Origin of the sequence: Bradyrhizobium sp. AUGA SZCCT0176 (genome assembly GCF_018130145.1) — a bacterium.
GTDB lineage: Bacteria > Pseudomonadota > Alphaproteobacteria > Rhizobiales > Xanthobacteraceae > Bradyrhizobium.
In genome coordinates this window covers 101,362-126,714 of sequence record NZ_JAFCMB010000012.1, presented here as the reverse complement: position 1 = coordinate 126,714, position 25,353 = coordinate 101,362, and the positions used below count along the sequence as shown (strand labels likewise).

Genomic DNA, 25,353 nt, shown 5'->3' with positions numbered 1-25,353 from the left:
GGTGAACAGGCGGGAATCGGGTGCGCGAGACGAACAATACAGGATTCCGGCGTCCGAGGGTGGAACTACTGGTAACTTGCCACGATATCCGACACTGCGCGTTCCAACTGTTGCGCGGTCGCGCATTGCCGCACCACAGTGCAGAAGGTCGAATAACGCGGCATTTCCGAGTCGCCCCAGCCCCAGGCCATGCGCCCTTCGGGATTGAGCCACACCAGCCGCTTCGATCGCTCGCCGATACGGCGCAGGATATCCGCGCGCGGATCGAGGTTGTTGCTGCGGGCATCGCCCAAAATGATCACCGTGGTCTGCGGCGTGATGGCGTTCATCCATTCGTGCTCGAAATCGGCAAAGGAATTACCGTAATCCGACGACCCGAAGCCGACCTTGGACATGATCTCGGCCATCGCCTCTTCCGGCGACTTGGATTCCAGGATGTCGCTGACCTCGATCAAATGTCCGGAAAAGGCGAACGAGCGGACATCCGAGACCACTTCGTGCAGGCTGTGGATCAGCAGCAGGAAGAAATCCGACACCCGCGCCACCGAACCGGAAACGTCGCACAGCGCGATGATCTTCGGCTTGTCGCGGTGGCGTCGTTTCCAGGCGGTGAGGAACGGCACGCCGCCCCATGCGGCGTTGCGCCGGATGGTTCGGCGCACGTCAAGATGGCCGCGGCGCTGGCGCTTGCGCGGCTTGCTGTAACGCTCGCGCAGGCGGCGCGCGATCTGGCGGATCAGAACCCGCATCTGCGCGACCTGCCGCGGCTCGATCCGCGACAGCGGTGCGTTGCGCAAAATCTCGTTGCGCAGGTTCTCGGCTTCCTCGCGTCCATACAGCATCAAGGCCTGCGAGACGGTCTCGCGCACGGTGTCACGTAAGCCGTCCAGCGCCGCCTGCAGCCGTTCCGCGAGGGCGGGGTTGGTCGCCGTCAGTGCGTCGAGGTCGTCGCGCAGGCGCTGGATGCCCATCTGGTCGAGGACGCGGCCGGAGAAGATGCCGCGCTGCGTGAAGTAGCGGATGTCGGACAAATATGCGGCATTCGAAGCGTTGGCGATGGCAGCCGCCATCGCGTTGCGGTCCTGTGACAGCAGCATCTGCGCAAGCTGGCCGAGATCCTGGGCCTGGTCGCCGCCATCGGCGTCGCCTTGCGTGTCGGATGCCGCACCGGGGTCTTGCGTGTCGGACTTATCCGTCTCGCTGTCTTCGGGCGGCGGCTGCGACGGTTCGGGCTGATCGAAGAACAGATCAAAGCACGCGCCGAGCGCCTTCTTCTCGTCCTGGGTCTTGGCGAGCGTGAGGAGGAAGGTGTCGCGCAGCACGGTGCGGTCGGTGAAGCCGACCTTGGAAACCGCGCGCATCGCATCGATGCTTTCGGCCGGCGAGAGCCTGACGCCTGCGCCCCGCGCCGCACGAAAGAAGCGATGCAGGTTTTCTCTCATCCGCTTTATCCGAAGACGACGCTCTGCCGCGATGTCTTGGCGATGAAGGTGGATACCTGGGGCAGTGTGGCCTCGATATCCGCCTCGTACTTCAGCAGCACGTTGAGCGTATCCTTGACGATCTCGCTGCCGAGTTCGGGCGCCTGCAACAGCACCAGCACCCGTGCCCAATCGATCGTCTCGCTCACCGACGGCAGTTTCTTCAGGTCCAGCGAGCGAACCTCGTGGATGAAGCCGACCATCTGCTTGCGCAGCGTCTGCGAGATGCCGGGCACCCGGCTTTCGACGATGCGCTCCTCCAGCTTCTGTTCGGGGAAGCCGATGTGCAAATGGAGGCAGCGCCGCTTCAGCGCGTCGCCGAGATCGCGTTCGCTGTTCGAGGTCAGGATCACGGTCGGCGCGGCGACCGCGGTAACGGTGCCAAGTTCCGGAATCGTGACCTGGAAGTCGCTGAGGATTTCCAGCAGCAGCGATTCGAATTCGGCATCCGACTTGTCGATTTCGTCGATCAAGAGCACGCAGCCGGCCGGCTGTTCCAGTGCCTGCAGCAGCGGCCGCGGTTCGACGAATTCCTTGGAGAAGAACACGTCGCCGAAATCATGCAATTGCGCCAGCGCGTCATGCAGCGTTTCGGCGCCGCCGAGCACTTCACCGAGCTTGTCCTTCAGGATCTGCGTGTACAGAAGCTGCTTGGCGTATTTCCACTCATAGAGCGCCTTGGCTTCGTCCAGGCCCTCGTAGCATTGCAGGCGGATCATCTTCAGCCCGCGCCACGCCGCGATTGCCTTCGCAAGCTCGGTCTTGCCGACGCCGGCGGGACCTTCGACCAGGATGGGTTTTTCTATTTGTTGCGATAGATAGACCGCGGTCGCGATCTGCCGGCTCGCAATATAGCCCTGCGCGGCGAGGCCGCTTTCCACTGCCTCGATCGAGGCGGTCGGCCCTTTTTCAGCCACGGGTTTCAACTCCGAAATTCACTGGATTTCAGAGTGTTCTGCCTGCGTTCCCGGCAAAGAACAAGCCTCGTTTGGTCATACGGAGACGGCAAATTCGGCTAATTCCGCCTAGCGCAATGTGAGCCCGGTCGCGGCCTCAAGCTCCGTGATCGCCTGCGCCGCATTGAGCACCTTGATCGTGGTCATGCCCATCTGCCGCGCCGGCTTCAGGTTGACGCCGAGATCGTCGAGATAGACGCAGTTTTTGGGATCGACCTGCAGCGTCTCGATCATCATCTGGTAGATGCGCGGGTCGGGCTTGCGCAGGCCGATCTTGGCGGACTCGATGACGTGATCGAACAGCACCATGACCTCGGCGAGATAGAGCGACCGGCCGCTGCGGCTCCCGATCGCGTTGGCCGGAAGATTGTTGGTGATGCAGCCGGTCTTGAATTTGGCCTTCACGCGTTTGAGCGCCTCGACCATTTCGGGGCGCAGATCGCCCGAGAGCAGAGGCAACACATCCCTGCCGCGGACCTCGGCGCCCAGCGCCTTCGATTCCGTCGCGAACAGCGCATCGAAGGCTTCGATGTCGACTTCGGCGCGTTCGAATTTCGCCCAGGCGTTTTCCAGATGATTGGCCGCGTTGGTGCGCCGGATGATGTCGGCGGGCAACCCGCGTTCGGTCTCGAACCGCGAGAATGCCTCGAACGGCGAAGTGGTCAGCACCCCGCCGAAATCCCAGATCACCGCCTCGACCATTATTTCCCCGCCATATCAATACGCGACGGGGGAGCGGCTAACACGGAATGCCCTTCGGGGCCAGTCCGATCCGCGGCTTGGCGATGTCGGTTGGGCGGGGTATTGCATGCGGCCATGAAAGTCCTCGCTCGAATAATTGCCAGTCTTGCGCTGCTAGTGGTCGCGCCCGCTTACGCCATCGTGGGAGGTGGCGCGCCATCTGCCGACGGCGTCGGTCGTTCGGTCGTCACCATTGTCGGTTCCCGCGGCAATTTCTGCACCGGCGCGGTGATCGCGCCCAAAATCGTGCTGACCGCGGCACACTGCGTGCAGCCCGGTGCCGATTACAAGATCGTCGAATATGGCGCCGACAAGCAGCCGTCGTTGCAGGACGTCAAGAGCGTCGCCATTCATCCCGGCTTCAAGATGCAGGCGATGCTGGCGCACCGGGCGACGGCCGATGTGGCACTGCTGCAATTGGATTCAGCCGTCAAAGGCAAGACGCCGTCGACGCTCGGCATGCCCAATATTCCCATCATCGTCGGCAGCCGCTTTACGATCGCCGGCATCGGCGTCACGACGCGCGGCGACGGCAAGAGCGGCGGCACCATCCGCGCCGCCGGATTGGTCGCAACCGGCAGGCCGGGGACGCTGCAGATTCGGCTAGTCGATCCCGTGAGCCAGGGCACCCGCGACGGGCTTGGCGCCTGCACTGGAGACTCTGGTGGGCCGGTATTCGAGGACAAGCAATCAGGTCCGGCCATCGTCGGCGTCGTCAGCTGGTCGACCGGGCCCAATAGCTCGGCCGGTTGCGGCGGGCTCACCGGCGTCACGCCGCTGACGCTCTACCGCGACTGGCTGGTGCAGACCGCGCGGCAATGGGGCGCGGGCCTTTAACTTATTTGTGTTCCCCGGACGCAGGGCAGCGCGCCATAAGCGCGTTCACGCGCGTCTTCGACGCACTATGGCGCTGCAGAGCCGGGGTCCACCTTGTTGAACCGAGAGTGGGTCCCGGCTCGGCGGAGCAGCGTGAAGAACGCTGCACCGCGTCCGGGACATGAGAAGCTAATGCCCCGCCGCCTTGTTGGCCGCGGCGTTGTTGAGCACGATCAGGCCGTCGACGGCGACGCCGAGCTTGCTGTTGATCAGGAACGGATTGACGTCGATCGACGCAATGCGGGTTCCCGCGTCCGCCATCAGATTGGATAGCCCAACCAGCGCCTTCACCGCGGAAGCCTCGTGCAGCGCGGGCTTGCCGCGATAGCCCTTCATCTTGACGCCGGCCTTGGTCTTGCCGATCAACTGCTTCGCCTCGTCGGCATCGAGCGGCGCGCCGGCAAGCGCCACGTCCTTCATCAGTTCGATATCGACGCCGCCGGTACCGAACAGCACCACGGGGCCCATCTCGGCATCAAGCGAGGCGCCGACCACGAGTTCGAGGTCGGACTTGACCTGCTGCGCGATCAGAATGCCTTCGAGCTTCGGCTTGTTCTTCAGCTTCTTGACCCGCGCGGTGATGTCGTTGAACGCCTTCTTCACCTCGGCGGCATTGTTGATGTTCAGCACGACACCGCCAATGTCCGACTTGTGCAGGATCTCGGCGCTGACCACCTTGGCGACGACGGGGAAGCCGATCTTCTTGGCGATCTTCACCGCGTCCGCCGCGGTCTGCGCGATCTCTTCCTTTGAGACGGGAATGCCATAGGCCTTCAGCAGTTTTTTCGAGGCGACTTCGTCGAGCGCCGCGGCGCCGTTGGCGCTTCTTAGCGTCTTCTCCAGCACGGCACGGGCGGAAGCCTTCGAACTCGACGCGATCTCCGGCACGACCTTGCGCAGCGAGGCATATTCGATCAACGACTTGATCGCGCCCACCGCGCGGTCGAGGCCCTGCATCACCGCGATGTTCGGCAGCGACTTGCGCAAGCCCTTGGTGAACTCGGTAAAGCCGATCGACATCGCGCTGATGTAGACCACGGGCTTGCTGGCGGCGCCCGCCATGTCGTTGACGATGCGCAGATTGCGCTCGCGCAGTTCATGCGGCGCCTTCGGCAGTTCGGCGTCGATGATGACGATATCGGTGTCGGGATCGTCGATCATGATCTTGATCGACTGCATGTAGACGGATGGATCGACCACGGCGGCAAATCCGGCGTCGAGCGGATTGCCGACGATGCTGCCCGGTCCGAGCATCTTTGTGAGTTTCTCGGTCGCGTCCGCGCTCAGCGGCGCGAAGTTGAGCCCGGCTGAATCGAACGCGTCGATCAGCAGGCCGCGCTTGCCGCCCGATAGCGATACCGCGGCGAGGCGATTGCTCTTCGGCGGTTCGGCATGCACGAAACATTCGGTGGTCTCGATCAGTTCGTCGAGGCCGCGAACGCGGATCACGCCTTCGCGGGTCGAGATCGCGTCGAAGGTTTGGATGGAGCCGGCAAGCGCGCCGGTATGCGCCATCGCAGCCGCACGGCCGCCCTCGGAGGCGCCGAGCTTGAGCGCGATCACGGGCTTGCCGGCGGCGCGTGCGGCCTTGCAGGCCTCGCGGAACACCTTGGTGTTTCGCACGCCTTCGAGATAGACCACGATCACGCGGATCGAAGGATCGGCCGCGAAATAGGCCATCAGGTCCGGCGTCTCGAGCCCGGTCTCGTTGCCGGTCGTGACCATGTAGCCGACGCCCACGCCGCGATCTTCCAGCGCCTGCCGGATCGCCATCACGATCGCGCCGGATTGCCCGGCGATCGCGACGGGGCCCGCTTCCATGGTGACGATGCGGTCATCGATATTGGTGAACAGGTTTTCGCCCGCGCTCAGATTGCCGAGGCAATTCGGGCCGGTCACGGCAAGGCCGGTTTCACGCACCGCCTCTTTCAGTTCGACCGCCAGCCGCTGACTTTCCGCGTCCTGCAACTCGCTGAAGCCTGAGGTCACGATGGTGGCGGAACGCGCGCCGGCCGCCGCTGCGTCACGGATCACCTGCACCGCGAAACGGGCCGGCACCAGCACCAGCACGTGGTCGGGTTTCTCCGGCAGGCTGGCGAAATCCTTGTAGCAGGGCACGCCCCAGATCGTTTCGCGCTTGGCGTTAACAGGGAACAGCTTGCCCTTGTATTGGTACTGGACCAGATTGTTCCAGATGCGCTCGGCGTAGTTGCCGGGCTTGTCGGTCGCGCCGACCAGGACGATGTTGCGCGGGTGCAGCATCGCATGGATGCTTTTGACGATGTCGCTGGCGTCGGACGAGGGCGACCAGTTTTCGGCCGAATGCGACGCGTTGACTACCCGAGCTTCCATGGAGCGTGCCCTTACCTTGTTGTTTCCTTTGGCGGACGGCGATCGTGCGATCGCTTCGGCCATGCGTTTTCATTCTTTTTATTGAGACTTGAGGAGGGTGGCAACACGCGTTGGCCCGATAGCGCCCTTCGCACAGCGCACGATATCCCGGCAGGCGGAGTATTCATCGTCGCCCCGGGATTGACGGGCGGATGAACTCAGGGAACAGGCCCGATCAAGGTGGCGTGCAGGAGATAGCGATCCGGCCCCGGCGTCAACGCCTCGAACGGCCAGCAGGTCGACAGCACCAGCTCATATCCGTCGCGCAACGGATCGATGCCCGAAGCGTCGAAACGAACGATCGAGGTCGAATCCGCGCGATATCGGAATTTCCTGCCGTCGCGGCGCGTGACGTCGATCTCGTCACCGATGACGACATTTTGCAGGAAGCGGAAGTGCGTATCGCGGTGCGCGGAGTAGACCGCCACGCCGCGCTCGCCCGCATCGGGCGTGTTCTCGACATGACCCGGCCCAAACGCGAGCGCCTGGCCGCTGCTGCCCGCCAGCACGATGGTGCTGGCATGGATCCGCTTTACTTCGATGCGGGCCACCGGCCAGGTGTCCGCCCATGACCACGGTTTTGTTTCGCGGCCGGTGGCGATGGTTTCGGTGAAGGCGCGCTCGAGCAGGATTTGCGCGAACAACGCCTTGGCGTGGATGTAGCCGCCCTGGCCGAACAGGATGAGGCCGGTGACGGCGAGGAGGAGAGGGAGGATGAAGCGGCGCATTCTTCGGTGTTCTCGTCGCAATGACGGTTCGAAAAAAGTCGCGCGCGCGACCCTGGGGGACGGAGGGCCGCGCGCGCATTCGGGAGGAGCTTGGGGGGCCTCCTCCGTCAAGGGGGCGTCAGGGGATCAACGCCTGGCGCCGATTGAACGCGAACAGGACCAAGCTGAATATGAGGAAGATCACACCCAGGATCATTTTCAGCTCGGCGTCGGTCGCCGTCTTCGGGAGCTGGACCGTGCTCGGCGCCGCCGTGACCGCAGGGGCCGCGCGTTTCAATGCCGCAACCTGAACCCTGGCCTCGCCGGCCTCGGCGCGACGTTCCATCGGCGTGACCGGCAGAAGCGGGCGTTCACCGAACACTTTGGCGAAATCCCAACCGGCCGGCAGGTTGATCGGCAGTTCCGAGACTTTCAGCGGTTCGCCTTCGGGACGGCTCGGCGTCTTGTCGACCGCGACGAGACTGGTCAGCCGCGTCACCAGTTGATGATCGAGTGCGAGCGCGAGGATGGTCTTGTCGGCATCCTCCGGGCTCTCCTGCCGCGTGGTGCGCGCAACTTCGGCATCGGTAATCTTGCGCCGCGCCCATAGTTTCGACAGGCCCTTGCCCTCGGCCGCATTCGCCAGCGGAAGCGTCACCACCCACGGACGGTCACCGATCCGGCCCTTGATCTCGACCGAGCCGGCCAGCTTGTCGAGCTTGGCGGCAAGAATCAGCGGCTCATCGCGGTAGAGGTCCGGGATCGCCGACGGCGTGATGTCGGCCGCAGCATCGGAGAATTTGGCAGTGAGGTTGGTCACCGCGGGATTCTCCAGCTTGGAAAACAGCCCGCGCATGCGCTCCTCGACCTGTTCCACCGAGCCGATATGGGTGAAGGCGCCGCGGCCGAGTTCGGCGGCGCGCGTCATCAGATGGGTGTTTGGCGCGGAGCCGATGCCGACCATGAAGATGCGCGAGCGGCCACGCAACGCGTTGATGGTCTCGAACAATTGCTGCTCATTGCCGATCGCGCCGTCGGTCAGGAACACGACCTGACGGACATAGTTGGTATCGCCGCCGGCGGCCGTGTCGCTGAGCGCGGCGCGCATCGCCGGCACCATTTCGGTGCCGCCATTGGCTTGCAGCGCGCCGACGAACGCGGTGGCCTGACCGACACGCTCGCGGTCAGCCGGCACCGAGGCCGGGAACAGCATCTCCATGGTATGATCGAAGCGGATCACGTTGAAGCGGTCGGTGGGTTGCAGGCGGGCGAGTGCGTAAGTGAGGCTGGCCTTGGCCTGGATGATCGAGACGCCGCCCATCGAGCCGGAATTGTCGATCACGAAGATCACCTCGCGCGGCAGCGGCTTCCTGTCGTTCTGTTCGACCGAAGGCGGCGTCACGAAGGCGAGCAGATAATCATTGCCGCCGACATGTTCGCGAAACAGGCCGACCGACGGCGCCTTCTCCGCGGCGGGCTTCCAGGTCAGCTCGAAATCGCGATCCGCAGGCACCGCGCCTTCGGCGAGCTTGATAATGCGCGTGCTGCCGTCGGGGCTTTCGGTCTTGATGGCGTGATGATGGCTCTTGATCTCGCCGAGCGGGAAGCCGGCCTGCAGCCGCACGGTGATGGTGGTCGGATTGACTGGCGCGTTGGTCGCGGGGTCGAGCACTTGCGGAGAGATGCGGTCGCGGTCCGGCACCGGATCGGATTTGCTGGCGCCCCAGCCGCCGCCACCGGGCCGGAAGTCGACGCTCTGCACAACGGGTGCGGGATTGTAGCGCGGCCCCACCACCATCGGCAGCCGCAGCGAGAATTCATTGCCGCTCTGTTGCACCGGTTCCTGATACTCGATCTGCACCAGCACGGTTTCGCCGGGACCGATATTGGCGACCGAATTGGTGAAGATGTTCGGCCGTTCCTGTTCGGTCAGCGCCGCCTTCTGTCCGTTACGTGCCGCCTGCTCATAGATGATGCGGGCCTGTTGCCGCTCCTTGATGTCGCCGACGATGACGCGGTCGCCGACCACCATCTTCAGCGTATCGACGGCGCCGCCGGATGGCAGCGGATAGACGTAGACCGCCTCGACCCAGTCTTGCGTCGGGTTGCGGAAAACCTGCGTGACACGGGCGCGGACGGTGGGGCCGGACACGGTGATATCGACATCGATGCCGAGCCGCGAGGCGTCGGCGTAGCCGTCCTCGGTCTTCAGCAGCAGCGAGCCGGAGCGGGCGTCGCCTGGCTTGAGAAAGGCGGTCTGCGTGCGCTCGGCGGACCAGGCCGGCAAACTCAAAAATAAGGCCGCAAATCCGATCAGGAGTGCGGCGGCGCCTTCAAAGGCGAAGAACAGTATTACGCGCATTTTGCGCGACAGGCGCGCACGCCTGTCGGGCTGGATTTCACCGCAGATCGTCATTTCCTTCACTCCCGTGCGACGTGTTCGTCGTGGGAAGGAATCTCCGGTAACGCGCTGACTGGCGCGAGCGGAATGATCGGCATTGTTCAGCCCGACGCCAGCGCCGTGCGCCACGGCAGGGGCGGCTTTGTGCGGGTTTGTGATGGATTGTGCGTCTGGTAGACTGCCCAAACAGGCCGAACAGGGGTGACGATGCCGACGCCGGACAAGCAGCTTTCCGCCGAACAAAGCCGGCAGATCGCCGATACCATTCGGGAAGAGATCGCCCGCCGCCGCATCTCCCGCCAGTCGCTGGCCGAGCTCGCAAAACTCAGTCTTTCGACGCTGGAGAAGGTGCTCGGGGGCCGCCGTCCGTTCACGCTCGCGACCACGGTCCGGCTCGAACAGGCGCTCGGCGTATCCCTGCGCAAGACGCCTGACGCGCCGGCGCCGGCCGCGCCGGTCAATGGCGACATCGCGCCGGATGGGTTGGGCGCCTATTCGCGCCGCGCGGTGGCGTGGATTGAAGGCGCCTATGTCACGATACGGCCGTCGTTCGGCGACAAGGACGCGATCTTCGCCTACCGTACCGAGATTGTTTGGAGTGATGCGGCCTCGTCGCTCGTGTTCCACGAAGGCGAGCGGCAGGATGCCTTGTACACCCAATTCGGCGAAGTCGCGGTGCCGAACCAGTCCGGCCACATCTATCTCGTCACCAACCGGAACGGTCAGCATCGTCTGATCACGGTGGCGCGCGTGGCCATTTCTGGCGAAATGTACGGCATCATCACCACGCTGCTGGCGGGGCGCGGCTCCATGCTGACGCCGATTGCCGCTCCGATCGCGTATGTGCCGATCAAGATGGTCGCAAACCCGAGTTTTGGGCGCATTTCGTCCGATAATGCCAATTATGCGCTGTATCGCGAACGTCTGCGACGAACAATCGACGAGCCGTTTGCCATGTTTTTACCCGGTTAACTGTTGCGCCCTTGTATTTGCCACAATCGTCGCCTATATCCCACCTATTCGAATTGTCGTTTGCCTTGTTGACTACGCCGACACCGGCCCATCCCCAAGACATCGTTGAAATCGGATCAAGCTCACGCGGAGGTCGTGTGAGCAAAGCGCATTTGCGCATCTTGGAGATAGTTACATGGCTACCGGAACAGTTAAGTGGTTTAACGCGACCAAGGGTTTTGGCTTCATTCAGCCCGACGATGGTGGAACGGACGTGTTCGTTCACATCTCGGCTGTCGAACGCGCAGGCCTGAGCTCGCTCAACGAAGGTCAGAAGATCTCGTTCGAAGCGAAGAAGGACCCGATGCGCGGCAAGACCAGCGCTGAGAACCTTCGCGTCGACTAAAGGTTGTCGCTGATTACGGATTACCACGGATGTACTGGGATCCTCTAATCAGCCTCTGAGACAAAAGCCCGCCGGTGATGAACCGGCGGGCTTTTCGTTTGTCGGCGCGATCACGAGGCAATGGCCTCCTTGTCGGTCGGCTTCGACACGCTGAAATTACTTCGCAATGTGGGTTTGTGAATCTTCCCGGTTGCGTTCCGCGGCAGGGCATCGACGAACTCGATCAGCCGCGGGCATTTGAACCGCGCCAGATTGGCCTGGCAATGCGCGTGGATTTCGTCGGCTGAAAGCGTGTGGCCGGGCTTGATCGCGACGATCGCCATGCCGACTTCACCCCATTGCTCGTTCGGGATGCCGATCACGGCGGCTTCGGCAATGGCCGTCAACTGATGCAGCACGCTCTCGACCTCGGCCGGATAGACGTTCTCGCCGCCGGAAATGTACATATCCTTCCAGCGATCGACGATGTAGTAGAAGCCCTCTTCGTCGACGCGCGTGGCATCACCGGTGTGCAGCCAGCCGTCGGTGAAGGATGATCGATTGGCGTCCGGCCTATTCCAGTAGCCCGGCGTGACGTTCGGTCCCTTGACCCAGAGTTCACCGAGTTCGCCGACATCGGCGTCTGACCCATCAGGGCGAACGATCCGCACCTCCGTATGCAGCACCGGCTTGCCGGAGGAGCCGGCCTTGCGCGCGGCGTCCTCCTTGTCGAGCGTCAGCACCGCGGGGCTGGTCTCGGTCATGCCGTAACCCTGCTGCAGGGCGACGCCGCGGGCCTCCCATATCTTCAACAGCGGCACCGGCATCGGTGCGCCACCGACACCGCCGATCACGAGCCGGCTGAAATCGGCCGCAGCAAACGACGGATGCTGTGACATGAACTGGTAGATCGCAGGCACGCCGAAGAACTGGTTGATGCGGTGAGACGGGTCGCTAATCAGTTGGAGTGCAACAGCAGGATCGAACGCGCGCATGATCAGTACGGTGCCGCCGGCGTGCAGCACGGGATTGGTGTAGCAATTCAGCCCGCCGGTGTGGAACAGCGGCAGCACCGTGAGCAGCACCGACGACGGCGAGATATACGCGGGGCCGCCGAGATTGACGCAATTCCAGAACGTCATGCCGTGGGTGATGATCGCACCCTTCGGCTGGCCCGTGGTGCCCGAGGTGTACATGATGGTCGAGATGTCATCGAGCGTAACCATCTCCGCGCGATCGAGCGGTTTTGACGCCGCGATCGCCGCCTCATAGGAGCCGCCGGGACCGAGCAGCAGTGCCGATGAAACGTTGCAGAGTTTGGCGACCGATAGCGCGACCTCGGCAAGATCGGTGTCGTGGATCATGACTTTTGGCGAGGCATCGCCGACAATGTACTGCAACTCGGGAACCGTGAGACGGGTGTTGAGCGGCAGGAACACGGCGCCGATCCGGAAGCAGGCGAACTGCACTTCCAGCGTATCTGATGTGTTCAGCGCCAGCACCGCGACCCGGTCGCCGCGCGCGATCTTGAGTTTGTCGCGCAGATGCGTGGCGAGCAGCGAGATTCGCGCATCAAACTCCGCATAGGAAAGCCGGCGCTGGCTGGCGAGGTCGATCGCCGCGATTTTATCCGGCGTGCGGCGGCCGAAATGGGCGATCCAGTCATAATAGCGGACGGACAAGGTTTCCTCCTGACGTCGCGCGGTTCTTGCGCCGCTGGTTTTGCTTGATGGCATTCTGTTTAGCAGATGAGCGGTCATAGGGGATGTTGTCTTGCGTGGAGTGGCTGGGGTGGGGCGATTCGGGCGGGCGACGGGCTCCATCCACCGCGAGGAGCGTAGCGACGAAGCAATCCATCTCGCCGCGCAAAGGAAGAATGGATTGCTTCGCTTCGCTCGCAATGACGGAAGACACACCTTCGCGATCTCGCGTCGCGAAGCGACCGAGGCTTGCTATCGAATTTCCTTAACCCTCCAAACAGAGGGTGCAGGGAATGCCGGGTGCGCGCTGCACCCGCGGTCTCGTGTGCAAACTGTGCAAAAAAGTGCGCACACGAACATACAGGGCAGCGGAGGCATCCGACATTCCCTGCGCAATGGCTTTACGGCTTATATCGTGCTCTCCCCGGTCGGGCCGGGCTCGTTGTCGCCGTCACCCCCTTGGAGCGTTCGCCCCTCGGGAGCTTGACGCCAGCATACGGGGCGTCAGGACCACACGATTTCGCCGTACGCTTCCGTCACGATCGTCAGTCGCAACATCGGCGTCCACCGCATCCCATCCCGCGCTTATGACGATCGCGAAACGCCCCTCGTGCCGGGACGGGACCAGAGCGAGAATTCTGAAAATCAGAATACAAGCCAACGTGGGCGCCGGCTGGGACTCATGATGCATTGGACAACCAAGCGGGATGACGCCCTTAGCTCTCTCCGCGTCGGCGCCGAGTCAGGGCGCCGTCAATTCACGAAGTGTTTTCAGGATTTGAGCAGGGCTGTAGGGCTTCGGCAAAAAGCACCCGCCGTCGGGCAGATCGTCACGACCGATTGTGACCTGGCCGGAAGTGGCAACGATCTTGATCGGAGGCCAGCGATTTCTGACCGCGGCAGCCAGTCTTAGACCGTCCATACTGCCGGGCATTTGAATGTCGGTAAAGACGACAGTGATGTCTAACCGGGTTTCGAGAATATCAATGGCTTCATCCGCATTCGCTGCTTCGATCACATCGAACTCGCCTGCCGCAATCATTTCAGCCGCGTCCATCCGGATCAACACGTCATCTTCAACAACAAGGATGACCGCTCGTTTCGTTACTGAAATCATCGGTCAATCTTTTCAACTAACTGAGTATTTGGCGTCGCAAGCCCTTTTATGGTCAGGAACCGACTTGAACCTTTCATGGCCCATGGAGTTGGTATCCATAGCTGCAATTCGCAGGTCTCCACCCAAGGTTTCTTACGGCATGTTCTGCCTGGCGTTGTTGCTGATCTAATCGACTGCGCCAGATAAGGTTCACCAATGCTGAGGAAAAACATGGAAGCGCAAGGTGTTGGCGTCGCTGAATCGGTGCCCGTCCCGAAGCTTTCCGCAGACCCGGCAGAGAAGGCGGGCCCGCCAGTTTGGGATGCGGAACAGCTGCGTCTGGCTATTTCGGCGGCGGGGGTCGCGCTCTGGTCGTGGAACGTCGACACCAATCGATTTACGATGGACGAGAGAGCTTTCGATCTTTGGGGCGTGCCGCTGAATGAATACGTGTCGTTCGATGATCTGTCGTCACACATCCATCCGGCCGACCGTGATCGCGTAAAAGCTGCGTTTGCCGCCACGCGTGCGATCATCGGTCCGTATGAAATTGATTTCCGCATAATGGTTGGCGAGGAGGTCAGGTGGGTTTCGGCCCGCGGCCAAGGAAATGATGAGGGCATTGTTGGTCGCATCATGCACGGAATTTTCATCGACGTGACGGGACGCAAGCAAGCCGAGGAAGGCCATGAGTTGCTGGCGGGCGAAATGAGCCACCGGGTGAAGAACCTGTTAGCGATTGCATCCGGTCTCACAGCCATCACCTCGCGGTCCGCCAAGACGACTGCCGACATGGCGAAGGAACTTACGCTTCGGCTGGCGGCGCTAGGTCGCGCCCATGATCTTGTCCGTCCGCTTCCGGGGCAGGGTGGAAAAGCCGCGCTCTTAGGTGACCTTTTGACAGTACTGCTGGCGCCTTATGATGATCTGGGAGCATTTAGCGGTCGCGTCCGCGTCTCAGTCCCCCGCATGGGCGTCGGCGAGCAAGCAGCTACAACGCTAGCGCTCGTTGTCCATGAACTAGCCACCAATTCACTCAAGTATGGCGCGTTATCCTCCCCAACCGGTACGCTGGATATATCCTGCGCCACCCACGATACGGAAGTGGTCGTCGTATGGACTGAGCGCGGTGGCCCGCCGGTCGCGGCGCCGACTGGTGAAAGCGGGTATGGAAGCAAGCTGCTCAATCGCAGCATGACGATCCAGCTTGGCGGCTCGATTTCGTGCGATTGGAGTGCGGAGGGCGTCATCGTCACGCTTCGCATGATCAAAGACCGCCTGACAAGGTAGAGGCGTTCGGCCCTGGCCCGTTACCCTCCAGGAGATCTGACGGCTGTCGCCGTTCGGGTCGCCACACATTTGGTCCGCGTCTCGAACTCACGAACCCCGCAGCAGTTCGCTGATCACATTGAATTGGCCGTCGCGAAACTCGACCATGTAGCCGTCCTTGATGGGCCGATAGTCTTTCGGTGAGGTGTTGAGCTTGACGCCCGGCATCAGCAGCGGAAGTTGCACATCCCTGAGGTTGGCGGCCTGCGCCATGATGTTCTCGCGGCTCAGATCGTTCTTGCACTGCTCCAGCACCACCACCAGCGCCTGGGCGACCATGTAGCCATAGCCGGCGGCGAAATTCGCCGGATCGACATTCGGCACCCGCGCCTTCATGAATTCGCGGTAGGCGACCAGGTCAGGATCTTTGGAGTCGGCCGAATAGGGCTTCAGCGATCCGACCGACATGATGCCGCTCGCGGCCTCTAAGCCCGCCGGCACCATGACCGTCTCCTTGTTGGCGCAGCCCGAGGAGATGAATCGGATCGGCCGCCAGCCGGTCTCATAGGCCTTGCGGATCGCCTGCGCGCAGGCGCGCGGCGTCACGCTGTAAATCAGGAAAACGTCGGCCTTGGTATTGGCAAACGTCAGGATCTGCGAATCCACACTGGGATCGGCGACTTCGAAGCTCGATGCCAGCGCGATCGCCTTGTCGGCGTCGGCCCCAAGCGCCTCTTTCACGCCGCGCAGGTAATCCTTCCCGGCGTCGTCGTTCTGGTAAAGGATCGCAAAGCGTGCGTTGGGATTTTTGGCGCGCGCATAGCGCACGTCGATGCCGGCTTCTTCGACATAATTCGGCGCCCAGGGCAGCGCCATCAGCCAGGGCTGGTTGACCGGATCGTTCCATTTCGACGCGGACGAGATCAGGAACAGATGCGGCACCTTGGCGCTGTTGAGGTATTTCGCGGTCGCCGAACTCGGCGCGGTGCCCATGGTGCCGAACATGAAGGCGACGTTGTCGCTTTCGACCAGCCGCCGCGTCGCCTCGACCGTCTTCGGCGGCGAGAAGCCGTCGTCAAGCGAGACCATGTTGAGCTTGCGCCCGTTGACGCCGCCCTTTTCGTTGATCAAGTCGAAATAGCCGGCAAAGGCCTTGCCGACGACGCTGAGCGCCGAGGCCGGGCCGCTATACGGCATGATGTTGCCGAACTTTATTTCGGCAGGCGTGATGCCGGGGTGTTCCGCGAAGGCAGCTGACGATGCGGCCAGGGACAGCGCGAGGAAAATGGCCGGGACAGATTGGCTCCAACGGATCATGCTTCATCTCCCCGGCGTTTTGCCGATTTTGTGTTATTGCTTTTTTGCAGAAGGTTAGGGCATGGCCGGGGAACCGGTCTTGCGTTGAGTTGCTGGCGAGGGGGCCCGTCAGCCGCTCAACGCAAGTTTAGGCCGGCCGATTCAGGGCATCGTGATTCCGTCGGGAGGACAGCATGCTGGAGCGGACAAAGGCGAACAGCCCGTTTTACAACGCGGATCACGAAGCGTTTCGCGACGTGATGCGGCGCTTTGTGACGCGCGAGATCGAGCCCTATGCCCATGAATGGGACGAAGCCGGCGAGTTTCCGCGCACGCTGTACGCCAAGGCCGCCGAGATCGGCTTGCTGGGGCTCGGTTTCCCCGAGGAATATGGCGGCGTCGCTGCCGACCAGTTCATGAAAATCGTGGCCTCGCAGGAACTCGCGCGTGCCGGCGCCGGCGGTGTCAGCTCCAGCCTGATGAGCCACACCATCGGCTCGCCGCCGATCGCGCGCGCCGCCCGCCCCGAGATAAGAGCGCGGGTGCTGCCCGAGGTGCTGTCGGGCAAGAAAATTTCGGCGCTGGCGATCACCGAACCGAGCGGCGGCTCCGATGTCGCCAATCTCCGCACCAAGGCGCGCCGTGACGGCGATCATTATGTCGTCAGCGGCGAAAAGACGTTCATCACCTCGGGCATGCGCGCCGATTATCTCACGGTCGCCGTGCGCACCGGCGGTGAGGGCGCCGGCGGCGTCAGCTTGCTCCTGATCGAGGGCGATACGCCGGGGCTTTCCCGCACCAAACTCAAGAAGATGGGCTGGTGGGCGTCGGATACCGCAACGCTGCATTTCGACGAATGCCGTGTTCCGGTCGAAAACCTGCTCGGCGAGGAAGGCCAGGGGTTCAAGCTGATCATGCACAACTTCAACAGCGAGCGGATGGGCATGGCGGCGAGCTGCACGGCTTACGCGCGCGTCTGCGTCGAGGACGCGATCGCTTACGCCAAGGAGCGCCAGACCTTTGGCAAACCGATCGCGCAGCACCAGGTGATCCGTCACAAGCTGGTCGACATGGCGCAAAAGGTCGCGGCCTCGCAGGCTATGCTGGAAATGCTGGCATGGCGGCTCGGCCAGGGCGAAAGCCCGGTCGCCGAAATCTGCATGATGAAAAACCAGGCGACGCAGACCATGGCGTTCTGCGCTAGCGAAGCGGTGCAGATCTTCGGCGGCGCCGGCTTCATGCGCGGCATCAAGGTCGAGCGCATCTACCGCGAGGTAAAGGTCAACGCGATCGGCGGCGGCACGGAGGAGATCATGAAGGATCTGGCGAGTAGGCAGATGGGGTTGTGACGTTCGCCCTTACCCTCCCCTGGAGGGGGAGGGTCGACGCGAAGCGGCGGGGTGGGGTGACGGTCTCTCCACTCGAACAGTGCCCGTGTTGAGAGATCACCCCACCCCGTCTCACATATCGCTGCGCTCTATGTGAGCCGACCCTCCCCCTCCAGGGGAGGGTAAGAGAAGGGCCACCCACTTTCGAAATTCAAACCGGACTACAAATCATGCTCTTCACCGCCGACCACGACGAACCGCGCCGTATCCTGCAAAAATTCATCGCCGCCGAAATCAACCCCTTCGTCGACGAATGGGAGAAGGCGGAGCAGTTTCCCTCGCACGCGCTGTTCAAGAAGCTCGGCGATCTCGGCTTTCTCGGTCTCAACAAGCCCGTCGAATTCGGCGGGCAGGGGCTTGACTACAGTTACGCGCTGATGATGGCCGAAGAGCTCGGCGCTATCCATTGCGGCGGCGTGCCGATGGCAATCGGGGTGCAGACCGATATGGCCACCCCGGCGCTGGCGCGGTTCGGCTCCGATGAAGTGCGCCGCGAATTTCTGGCGCCCGCGATCGCGGGCGATGCGGTGGCCTGCATCGGTGTGTCCGAACCGGGCGCCGGCTCCGACGTCGCCTCGATCAAGACCAATGCGCGCAGCGACGGTGACGATTACGTCATCAATGGCGGTAAGATGTGGATCACCAATGGCGTAAAGGCGGACTGGATCTGCCTGCTCGCCAATACCAGCGACGGGCAGGTGCATCGCAACAAGTCGCTGATCTGCGTGCCGATGAAGAGCAAGGGCGTCGAGGTCGCGCGAAAACTCGACAAGATGGGCATGCGCTCCTCCGACACCGCGCAGATTTTCTTCGACAATGTGCGGGTGCCGAAGCGCAATCGCATCGGCGAGGAGGGCATGGGTTTTACGTATCAGATGGTGCAGTTCCAGGAGGAGCGGCTGTGGGGCGCCGCGGCGTGCCTGAAGGCGCACGAGTACATCATCGCCGAGACCATCGAATACACGCGCAACCGAAAAGCGTTCGGCAAGACCATCCTCGATAATCAGATCGTCCATTTCAAGCTCGCGGAGATGCAGACCGAAGTCGAGATGCTTCGCGCGCTGATCTACCGCGCCGCCGAGGCGCTGATCGCGGGCGAGGACGTCACGCGTCTTGCGACCATGGCAAAGCTCAAGGCCGGACGGCTGGGACGCGAACTCACCGATGCCTGTTTGCAATTCTGGGGCGGCATGGGCTTTATGAACGAGACACACGTCAGCCGCGCCTATCGCGACAGCCGCTTGACCTCGATCGGCGGCGGCGCCGATGAGGTGATGCTGACGGTATTGTGCAAGATGATGGGCACGCTGCCGGGAACCAAAGGGAACGCCTGATGATCACGCTATATCACTGCGACGGGGCACGTTCGTTCCGTCCGCTCTGGATGCTGGAAGAGCTCGGGCTGCCCTATGAGCTCAAGATGCTGCCGTTTCCGCCGCGGGTGTTCGCCAAGGAATACCTCGCGATCAATCCGCTCGGCACCATTCCCTTCATGGTCGATGGCCAGACCAAGATGACGGAATCGTCCGGCATCTGCCACTACATCGGCACCAAATATGGCCCGACGCCGCTGGTGGTCGGGCCCGACGAGCCGGCCTACGGCGCATTCCTGAACTGGATGTACTTTTCCGACGCCACGCTGACCTTTCCGCAAACGCTGGTGCTGAGATACAGCCAGCTCGAGCCCGAGGAGCGCCGCAATCCGCAGGTCGCCGGCGACTATGCCAAATGGTTCCTGGGCCGGCTGCGGGCCGTGGAAGCCGCCACCGCAACGGCGGAAACGCTGTGCGCGGACCGCTTTACCGCCGCCGATATCGCCAACGGCTATGCGCTGCGGCTGGCCGGAAATATCGGCCTGGCCAAGGATTTCGGGCCCAATGTCGCAGCCTATTGGGCGCGGTTGCAGGCGCGTGACGGTTATAAGCGGGCGGTGGCGGCGGAACGGAAGGCCGGCGCCGAGCAGAACGTGGCGCCGCGGGTTCGGGGCTGACGCTCCTGTCATTCCGGGGCGCTTCGCGCTCCGGAATGACAGCGGTTCTGTCGGTGACAGACCCCCATTTTCCGCTATGGTTGCCCTTATCGCAGCGGCCAGAGAGCCGCGCGAGGAGGATGCACCATGGACGACGCCTTGGACGACATGGGCCGGAAATCGGGCCATCTGATGCTGATCACTCCGGAACGCGTGTTCTACGCGGGCCTGCTCGGCCGGCCGCGGGAACGCTGCTCGGGTGCGTTCAACATCTATGTCGCGATCGAAGGCGGGTTGCGGCTTACAGCCGATGGCCGGAACAGCCATGCCGAAATGTTCGCTGTGCTGCCGAACACTGGGCATACCATCGCCAGCGACTATCGTTCGGTGCTGAGCGTCGTGATCGAGCCGGAAAGCGTTTGTCCCGGCGTGCTCGAAGACCTCGCCGCGCGGTTGTCGGGACCTGAAGGCGCCGCTTTTGCAGACCGCATCCGCGCCGCCTATCTCGCCTTGCGCGAGCACCATGCGGGCGACGATTTCTCCAGCGCCGAATTCGACTTTCTGTGCCTTGGCGAAGCCCTCCCGCAACGCGTGCTCGATCCACGTGTGGCGCGCGCGATACTGCAGATCGGACGATTCTGCGGCGAACCGGTGACGGCCGCAAGCTGCGCCGCGGAAGCAGGCCTCTCGCCGTCGCGCTTCCTGCATTTGTTCAAGGAAGAGACCGGAATCTCGTTCCGCTCGTTCCGCGCCTGGAAGCGGGCACGGCACCTCTTACATTTCGCCAACCAGGACATCAACCTTGCGCATCTCGCGCAGGACATCGGTTATCCCGACTCCACGCATTTCAGCCACTCGATCCGCCGCTTCTACGGCTTGAAGCCGCGCGCGATCTTTTCCGGCTCGCGCGATCTGGCGATCTACCGCAGCAATCGCACCGGCGGCGCCAATAGCGGGTGGACGCAAGAAGCGGGCTGATGCGGGACGCATGATCGCCAGCGCATGATCCGGAAAAGTGTGAAGCGGTTTTCCGAACGGATCATGCGCAAAACAAGGGCGATTTCCGTCCATTTTCGAAGGCTGATCCATGAGCGACAAGGCCGTCATTACCTGCGCGCTGAACGGCGTGCTGACCGACCCGAAACAGCACAACGTACCTGTGACGCCCGAACAGATGGCGCGCGAGGCCAAGGCCGCCTTCAACGCCGGCGCCAGCATCATGCACATCCATCTGCGCCAGCAGGAGCCGAACAAAGGCCATCTGCCGTCCTGGGAAGTCAGCGTCAGCAAAGAGATTCAGCAGGCGGTGCGCGAGGCCTGCCCCGGCGTCATCATCAACCACACCACCGGCACCTCGGGTCCCAATTATAGCGGCGCGCTCGATTGCGTGCGCGAAACAAAACCCGAAATCGCGGCCTGCAACGCCGGCTCGCTGAATTACCTCAAGGTGAAATCCGACAACACCTGGGCCTGGCCGCCGATGATGTTCGATAACGCGGTCGAGAAGGTGCAGGACTATCTCGACGTGATGAAAGTGGCGGGCACGATTCCGGAGTTCGAATGCTTCGATGTCGGCATCGTGCGCTGCGTCGGCATGTACCGGCAGACTGGCATGTATTCAGGGCCGCTGGAGTATAATTTCGTGATGGGCGTTGCATCCGGCATGCCGGCGGATCCGGATCTGCTGCCGATCCTGCTCAAGCTCAAATTGCCCGAAGCGCACTGGCAGGTCACCGCGATCGGCCGCGCCGAAATCTGGCCGCTGCACCAGCGCTGCGCCGACCTCGGCGGTCATTTGCGCACCGGGCTGGAAGATACGTTCTATCTCGCCGACGGCACCAAGGTGACCTCCAATGGCCAATTGATCGAAGCGATGGCCGCCTGCGCCCGCCGTGCTGGCAGAGAGATCGCCGGCCCCGCCGAGGCAAGGCAGATATTTGGGACGAGGCATTAAGTTGTCATTCCGGGGCGCGCGCGGCGCGAACCCGGAATCTCGAGGTTCCGGGTTCGCTGCGCGCCCCGGAACGACGGAGTAAACTAATTCATGGCCATCATCGAATCCACCATCGCCCCAAGCAGCGCCGGCTACAGAGCCAACCGCGACGGCATGCTGGCGCTGATCGCGCGCATGCGCGGGCTTGAGGAGCGGACGCGCACCGCCTCCGCCGCAGCCAAGGACCGCTTTCACAAGCGCGGCCAATTATTGCCGCGCGAGCGCGTTGCACTGGTGCTCGATCCCGGCTCGCCCTTCATCGAATTGATGACGCTGGCGGGCTACATGTTCGACGTGCCGGATGCCGACAAGAGCATCCCGGGCGGCGGGGCGATCGCCGGCATCGGGTTCGTCTCCGGCATCCGTTGCATGATCAGCGCCAATGATTCCGGCATCGACGCCGGCGCGTTGCAGCCTTACGGCCTCGACAAGACCTTGCGCGTGCAGGAACTGGCGCTGGAGAACAAGCTGCCCTACGTGCAACTGGTCGAAAGCGCCGGCGCCAATCTGCTGCGCTACCGCGTCGAGGATTTTATTCGCGGCGGCAATATCTTTCGTAACCTGGCCAGGCTGTCGGCGGCGGGACTGCCTGTTGTCACCGTGACGCACGGTTCATCGACCGCGGGCGGCGCTTACCAGACCGGGCTCTCCGACTACATCGTGATGGTGCGCGGCCGCACTCGCGCCTTCCTCGCGGGGCCGCCGCTGCTTAAGGCGGCAACAGGCGAGATCGCGACCGAAGAGGAACTCGGCGGCGCCGAGATGCACACCTCGATCTCCGGCCTCGGCGATTATCTTGCCGAAGACGACCGCGACGGGCTGCGGATCGCGCGCGACATCATGACCAATATGCAGTGGGACCGGCCAAAACCGGCCGAAACCTCGTATCGGCCGCCGCGCTATGACGCGGAGGAACTGCTTGGCATCATGCCGATGGACCACAAGCGTCCGGTCGACATGCGGCAGGCCATCGCGCGCTTTATCGACGATTCCGATTTTACCGAATTCGGCAGCAATTACGGCCCCGCCACCATCTGCGGCCACGCCCGCATCGAGGGACAGGCGATCGGTATCATCACCAACAACGGTCCGCTCGATGTGCCCGGCGCCAACAAGGCGACGCACTTCATCCAGGCCTGTTGCCAGTCGCGCACGCCGCTTTTGTATATGAACAACACGACCGGCTACATGGTCGGCAAGGCTTACGAAGAAGCCGGCATGATCAAGCACGGCTCCAAGATGATTCAGGCGGTGACCTCGGCGACCGTGCCGCAGATCACCATCTATTGCGGCGCATCGTTCGGCGCCGGCAATTACGGCATGTGCGGGCGCGGCTTCCATCCGCGCTTCTGCTTCTCATGGCCCAACGCCAAGACGGCGGTGATGGGCGGCGAGCAGGCGGCCGAGACCATGGCGATCGTCACCGAAGCGGCGGCTGCGCGGCGTGGCAAACCGATCGAGAAGGAAAAGCTTGACGCGATGAAGGCGCAGATAACAGGCGTGTTCGACGGCCAGATGGACGTGTTCTCGACCTCGGCACGTGTGCTCGATGACGGCGTGATCGATCCGCGCGATACCCGCAGCGTACTATCCGAGGTGCTGGCAATCTGCCGCGAGGCCGAGGCACGGACGCCGCAGCCCATGCAATTCTCGGTCGCGCGGCCATGACGATGATGAAGTCGACGCCGTTCTTCAAGATATTGATCGCCAACCGCGGCGAGATCGCGCTGCGCATCATGCGCACCGCGCGCCGTCTCGGCTATGGCGTGGTCGCGGTCTATTCCGATGCCGACCGCGACGCGCTGCATGTCCGCGAAGCCGACCAGGCGGTGCGGATCGGCGAGGCGCTGCCGGCGCAATCCTATTTGCGGATCGAGGCGATCATTGCGGCGGCCAAAGCCAGCGGCGCGACGGCGGTCCATCCCGGCTACGGCTTCCTCGCCGAGAACGAAGATTTTGCTCAGGCCTGCCGTGACGCGGGTCTGGTCTTCATCGGACCGTCGCCGGCGGCAATCCGCGCGATGGGCAACAAGGCCGGCGCCAAGGAGATCATGGAAAAGGCTGGCGTGCCCTGCGTGCCCGGCTATCAGGGCGCGGATCAGAGCGACGCTGTTATGCTGGCGGAAGCCAAAAAGATCGGCTTTCCCGTGATGATCAAGGCGGTCGCCGGTGGCGGCGGTCGCGGCATGCGGCTGGTCGCGGACGCCGCGGCATTTCCGGATGCCTTGCGGAGCGCGCGGTCGGAAGCGCAGGGCGCGTTCGGCGATCCCACCGTGATCCTCGAGCGCGCCATCGTTAATCCCCGCCACATCGAGATCCAGGTGTTCGGCGATCGTTACCGCAACGCGGTTCATCTCGGTGAGCGCGATTGCTCGGTGCAGCGGCGGCACCAGAAGCTGATCGAGGAGGCGCCGTCGCCGGCGGTGTCGCCGAGACTGCGGGCGCGGATGGGCGCGGTTGCGGTGTCAGCGGTGAAATCGATCGGTTATGAGGGCGCCGGCACGCTGGAATTCCTGCTCGATAGCAGCGGCGAGTTCTACTTCATGGAAATGAACACGCGGCTGCAGGTCGAGCATCCCGTCACCGAGGCGATCACGGGCCTCGACCTGGTCGAGCTGCAACTGCGCGTCGCCAGCGGCGAGCCGCTTGGGCTGGTGCAGGAAGACATCAAATTTTCCGGCCATGCCATCGAGGTGCGGCTGTGTTCGGAGGATGCCGGCCACGACTTCATGCCGCAATCCGGCACGATAGCATTGTGGCAGATGCCGGACGGCATCCGTGTCGAACATGCGCTGCAATCCGGCTCGGAGATTCCGCCGTTCTATGATTCGATGATCGCCAAGATCATCAGCCATGGCGCGACCCGCGATGAGGCGCGGGGCAAGCTGATCGTTGGTCTGGAGCAGCTAGCCGCGTTCGGCGTCACCACCAATCAGGGCTTTCTGATTTCATGCCTGCGCCATCCCGGTTTTGCCGCGGGTGAGGCCACCACCGCCTTCATCGGCACCCATCGCGACGAATTGCTGGCGCCGCTCAAGGATGCAGCTTCGGATGCTGAGCTTGCGGCGTTGCTGCTCTATGTCACCGATCCCTCTGCGCCGAAGTGGAAGCCCGGACGTTCGCTAGCAGCAGCTTTCCCGGTTCCGGTTCGTGTCGAGATCGGCGGTGCAGTCCATGAGATCGAGATCGTGCGCGAGCGTGACGGCAGCTATCGCGGGCTCAACAATGTGCTCTACCGGATCGAAGTGCATGCCGTCGACGGCGATACCATCCGCTTCAACCGCGACGGTCTTTCGGAGCCCGTCAAATTCCTCCGTGACCGGGATCGGCTGTATTTCCTGCACCGCGGCACCACGATTGCGGTTCGCGATCTGACGCTGGCAGCGCCCGTGTCGGCTGCGGCCAGCGGCGGCGACGGCAAGGTGCGGGCAGCGATGAACGGCCGTGTCGTCGCCGTGTTGGTCAAACCGGGCGATCAGGTCAGCGCCGGCCAGCCTGTCATGACGCTGGAAGCGATGAAGATGGAGCACGTGCATACGGCGGGTGTTGCGGGCAAGGTCGCGGCGATCGATGTGGCCGAGGGCGAGCAGGTGACGACGGGGAAGATCGTGGTCGAGATCGAGGCGGCGGTATAGCAGCAAACCATATGTCGTCCCGGACAAGCGAAGCGCGATCCGGGACCCATACGCCGCGGCAGTTATTGTTGAGCACAATGGTCGACGGCTTCTTCCAACAACAGATGACCGGGGTTAT

At 62.9% G+C, this 25,353-nt stretch carries 21 protein-coding genes; 11 read left to right on the top strand and 10 right to left on the bottom strand.

Going from position 1 to position 25,353, the window contains the following annotated elements; genetic code table 11:
• Positions 1-65 precede the first annotated feature (65 nt).
• The 3 genes from JQ600_RS25125 to JQ600_RS25115 form a co-directional block, all read right to left on the bottom strand.
• Positions 66-1,442, bottom strand: a complete 1,377-nt coding sequence (locus JQ600_RS25125) for a VWA domain-containing protein (RefSeq protein ID WP_212392067.1) — start codon at positions 1,440-1,442, stop codon at positions 66-68.
• Between the two features lie 5 nt (positions 1,443-1,447).
• The gene (locus JQ600_RS25120) at positions 1,448-2,398 is read right to left on the bottom strand and encodes a MoxR family ATPase (RefSeq protein ID WP_212269384.1); all 951 of its coding nucleotides are present in this window, start codon (positions 2,396-2,398) and stop codon (positions 1,448-1,450) included.
• 108 nt (positions 2,399-2,506) lie between these two features.
• The gene (locus JQ600_RS25115; RefSeq protein ID WP_212392066.1) at positions 2,507-3,139 is read right to left on the bottom strand and encodes an HAD-IA family hydrolase; all 633 of its coding nucleotides are present in this window, start codon (positions 3,137-3,139) and stop codon (positions 2,507-2,509) included.
• Positions 3,140-3,253: 114 nt separating this feature from the next.
• Here JQ600_RS25115 and JQ600_RS25110 point away from each other — a divergent pair, with 114 nt between their 5' ends.
• Positions 3,254-4,015, top strand: a complete 762-nt coding sequence (locus JQ600_RS25110) for a trypsin-like serine protease (protein ID WP_212392065.1) — start codon at positions 3,254-3,256, stop codon at positions 4,013-4,015.
• Positions 4,016-4,183: 168 nt separating this feature from the next.
• Here the strand turns inward: JQ600_RS25110 and JQ600_RS25105 are convergent, their stop codons facing one another.
• From JQ600_RS25105 to JQ600_RS25095, 3 genes are all read right to left on the bottom strand, one after another.
• Positions 4,184-6,406 carry an acetate--CoA ligase family protein gene (locus JQ600_RS25105; protein WP_212392064.1) on the bottom strand — a complete coding sequence of 741 codons (2,223 nt, stop codon included), beginning with the start codon at positions 6,404-6,406 and terminating at the stop codon, positions 4,184-4,186.
• 197 nt (positions 6,407-6,603) lie between these two features.
• A complete protein-coding gene (locus JQ600_RS25100) occupies positions 6,604-7,173 on the bottom strand; it encodes a class GN sortase (protein WP_212392063.1) in 570 nt (189 codons plus the stop codon).
• Between the two features lie 118 nt (positions 7,174-7,291).
• Positions 7,292-9,514, bottom strand: coding sequence for a marine proteobacterial sortase target protein (locus tag JQ600_RS25095; RefSeq protein WP_249136087.1), 2,223 nt, complete (start codon positions 9,512-9,514; stop codon positions 7,292-7,294).
• A gap of 246 nt (positions 9,515-9,760) precedes the next feature.
• Between JQ600_RS25095 and JQ600_RS25090 the strand changes: the two genes are divergently transcribed.
• Positions 9,761-10,525 carry a helix-turn-helix transcriptional regulator gene (locus JQ600_RS25090; RefSeq protein WP_212392061.1) on the top strand — a complete coding sequence of 255 codons (765 nt, stop codon included), beginning with the start codon at positions 9,761-9,763 and terminating at the stop codon, positions 10,523-10,525.
• A gap of 175 nt (positions 10,526-10,700) precedes the next feature.
• Positions 10,701-10,910 carry a cold-shock protein gene (locus JQ600_RS25085; protein ID WP_192735591.1) on the top strand — a complete coding sequence of 70 codons (210 nt, stop codon included), beginning with the start codon at positions 10,701-10,703 and terminating at the stop codon, positions 10,908-10,910.
• A gap of 110 nt (positions 10,911-11,020) precedes the next feature.
• Here the strand turns inward: JQ600_RS25085 and JQ600_RS25080 are convergent, their stop codons facing one another.
• From JQ600_RS25080 to JQ600_RS25070, 3 genes are all read right to left on the bottom strand, one after another.
• Complete coding sequence (locus JQ600_RS25080; RefSeq protein WP_212392060.1) at positions 11,021-12,571, bottom strand: long-chain fatty acid--CoA ligase; 1,551 nt, start codon at positions 12,569-12,571, stop codon at positions 11,021-11,023.
• The gene (locus JQ600_RS25075) at positions 12,552-12,803 is read right to left on the bottom strand and encodes a hypothetical protein (RefSeq protein ID WP_212392059.1); all 252 of its coding nucleotides are present in this window, start codon (positions 12,801-12,803) and stop codon (positions 12,552-12,554) included. Before JQ600_RS25075 ends, JQ600_RS25080 begins: the two co-directional genes overlap by 20 nt.
• A gap of 528 nt (positions 12,804-13,331) precedes the next feature.
• Complete coding sequence (locus JQ600_RS25070) at positions 13,332-13,706, bottom strand: response regulator (RefSeq protein ID WP_212392058.1); 375 nt, start codon at positions 13,704-13,706, stop codon at positions 13,332-13,334.
• 195 nt (positions 13,707-13,901) lie between these two features.
• On the opposite strand from JQ600_RS25070, the gene JQ600_RS25065 reads away from it, so the two are divergent.
• Positions 13,902-14,975 (top strand): sensor histidine kinase, encoded by a 1,074-nt coding sequence (locus JQ600_RS25065; protein WP_249136073.1) that lies wholly within the window; start codon positions 13,902-13,904, stop codon positions 14,973-14,975.
• A gap of 87 nt (positions 14,976-15,062) precedes the next feature.
• Here JQ600_RS25065 and JQ600_RS25060 read toward each other — a convergent pair whose 3' ends face one another.
• Positions 15,063-16,271 (bottom strand): ABC transporter substrate-binding protein, encoded by a 1,209-nt coding sequence (locus JQ600_RS25060; protein WP_212392057.1) that lies wholly within the window; start codon positions 16,269-16,271, stop codon positions 15,063-15,065.
• A 173-nt stretch (positions 16,272-16,444) separates the two neighbouring features.
• Between JQ600_RS25060 and JQ600_RS25055 the strand changes: the two genes are divergently transcribed.
• The 7 genes from JQ600_RS25055 (at position 16,445) to JQ600_RS25025 (ending at position 25,235) form a co-directional block, all read left to right on the top strand.
• Entirely contained in the window at positions 16,445-17,599 is a 1,155-nt protein-coding gene (locus JQ600_RS25055) for an acyl-CoA dehydrogenase family protein (RefSeq protein ID WP_212392056.1), read from the top strand.
• Positions 17,600-17,808: 209 nt separating this feature from the next.
• The gene (locus JQ600_RS25050) at positions 17,809-18,972 is read left to right on the top strand and encodes an acyl-CoA dehydrogenase family protein (RefSeq protein ID WP_212392055.1); all 1,164 of its coding nucleotides are present in this window, start codon (positions 17,809-17,811) and stop codon (positions 18,970-18,972) included.
• Complete coding sequence (locus JQ600_RS25045; RefSeq protein ID WP_212392054.1) at positions 18,972-19,628, top strand: glutathione S-transferase family protein; 657 nt, start codon at positions 18,972-18,974, stop codon at positions 19,626-19,628. Before JQ600_RS25050 ends, JQ600_RS25045 begins: the two co-directional genes overlap by 1 nt.
• A 138-nt stretch (positions 19,629-19,766) precedes the next feature.
• Positions 19,767-20,585, top strand: coding sequence for a helix-turn-helix domain-containing protein (locus JQ600_RS25040; protein ID WP_212269408.1), 819 nt, complete (start codon positions 19,767-19,769; stop codon positions 20,583-20,585).
• Between the two features lie 109 nt (positions 20,586-20,694).
• The gene (locus JQ600_RS25035; protein ID WP_212392053.1) at positions 20,695-21,561 is read left to right on the top strand and encodes a 3-keto-5-aminohexanoate cleavage protein; all 867 of its coding nucleotides are present in this window, start codon (positions 20,695-20,697) and stop codon (positions 21,559-21,561) included.
• 90 nt (positions 21,562-21,651) lie between these two features.
• A complete protein-coding gene (locus JQ600_RS25030) occupies positions 21,652-23,268 on the top strand; it encodes an acyl-CoA carboxylase subunit beta (RefSeq protein ID WP_212269399.1) in 1,617 nt (538 codons plus the stop codon).
• A 5-nt stretch (positions 23,269-23,273) separates the two neighbouring features.
• Complete coding sequence (locus JQ600_RS25025) at positions 23,274-25,235, top strand: acetyl-CoA carboxylase biotin carboxylase subunit (protein ID WP_212490142.1); 1,962 nt, start codon at positions 23,274-23,276, stop codon at positions 25,233-25,235.
• Positions 25,236-25,353: the final 118 nt, after the last annotated feature.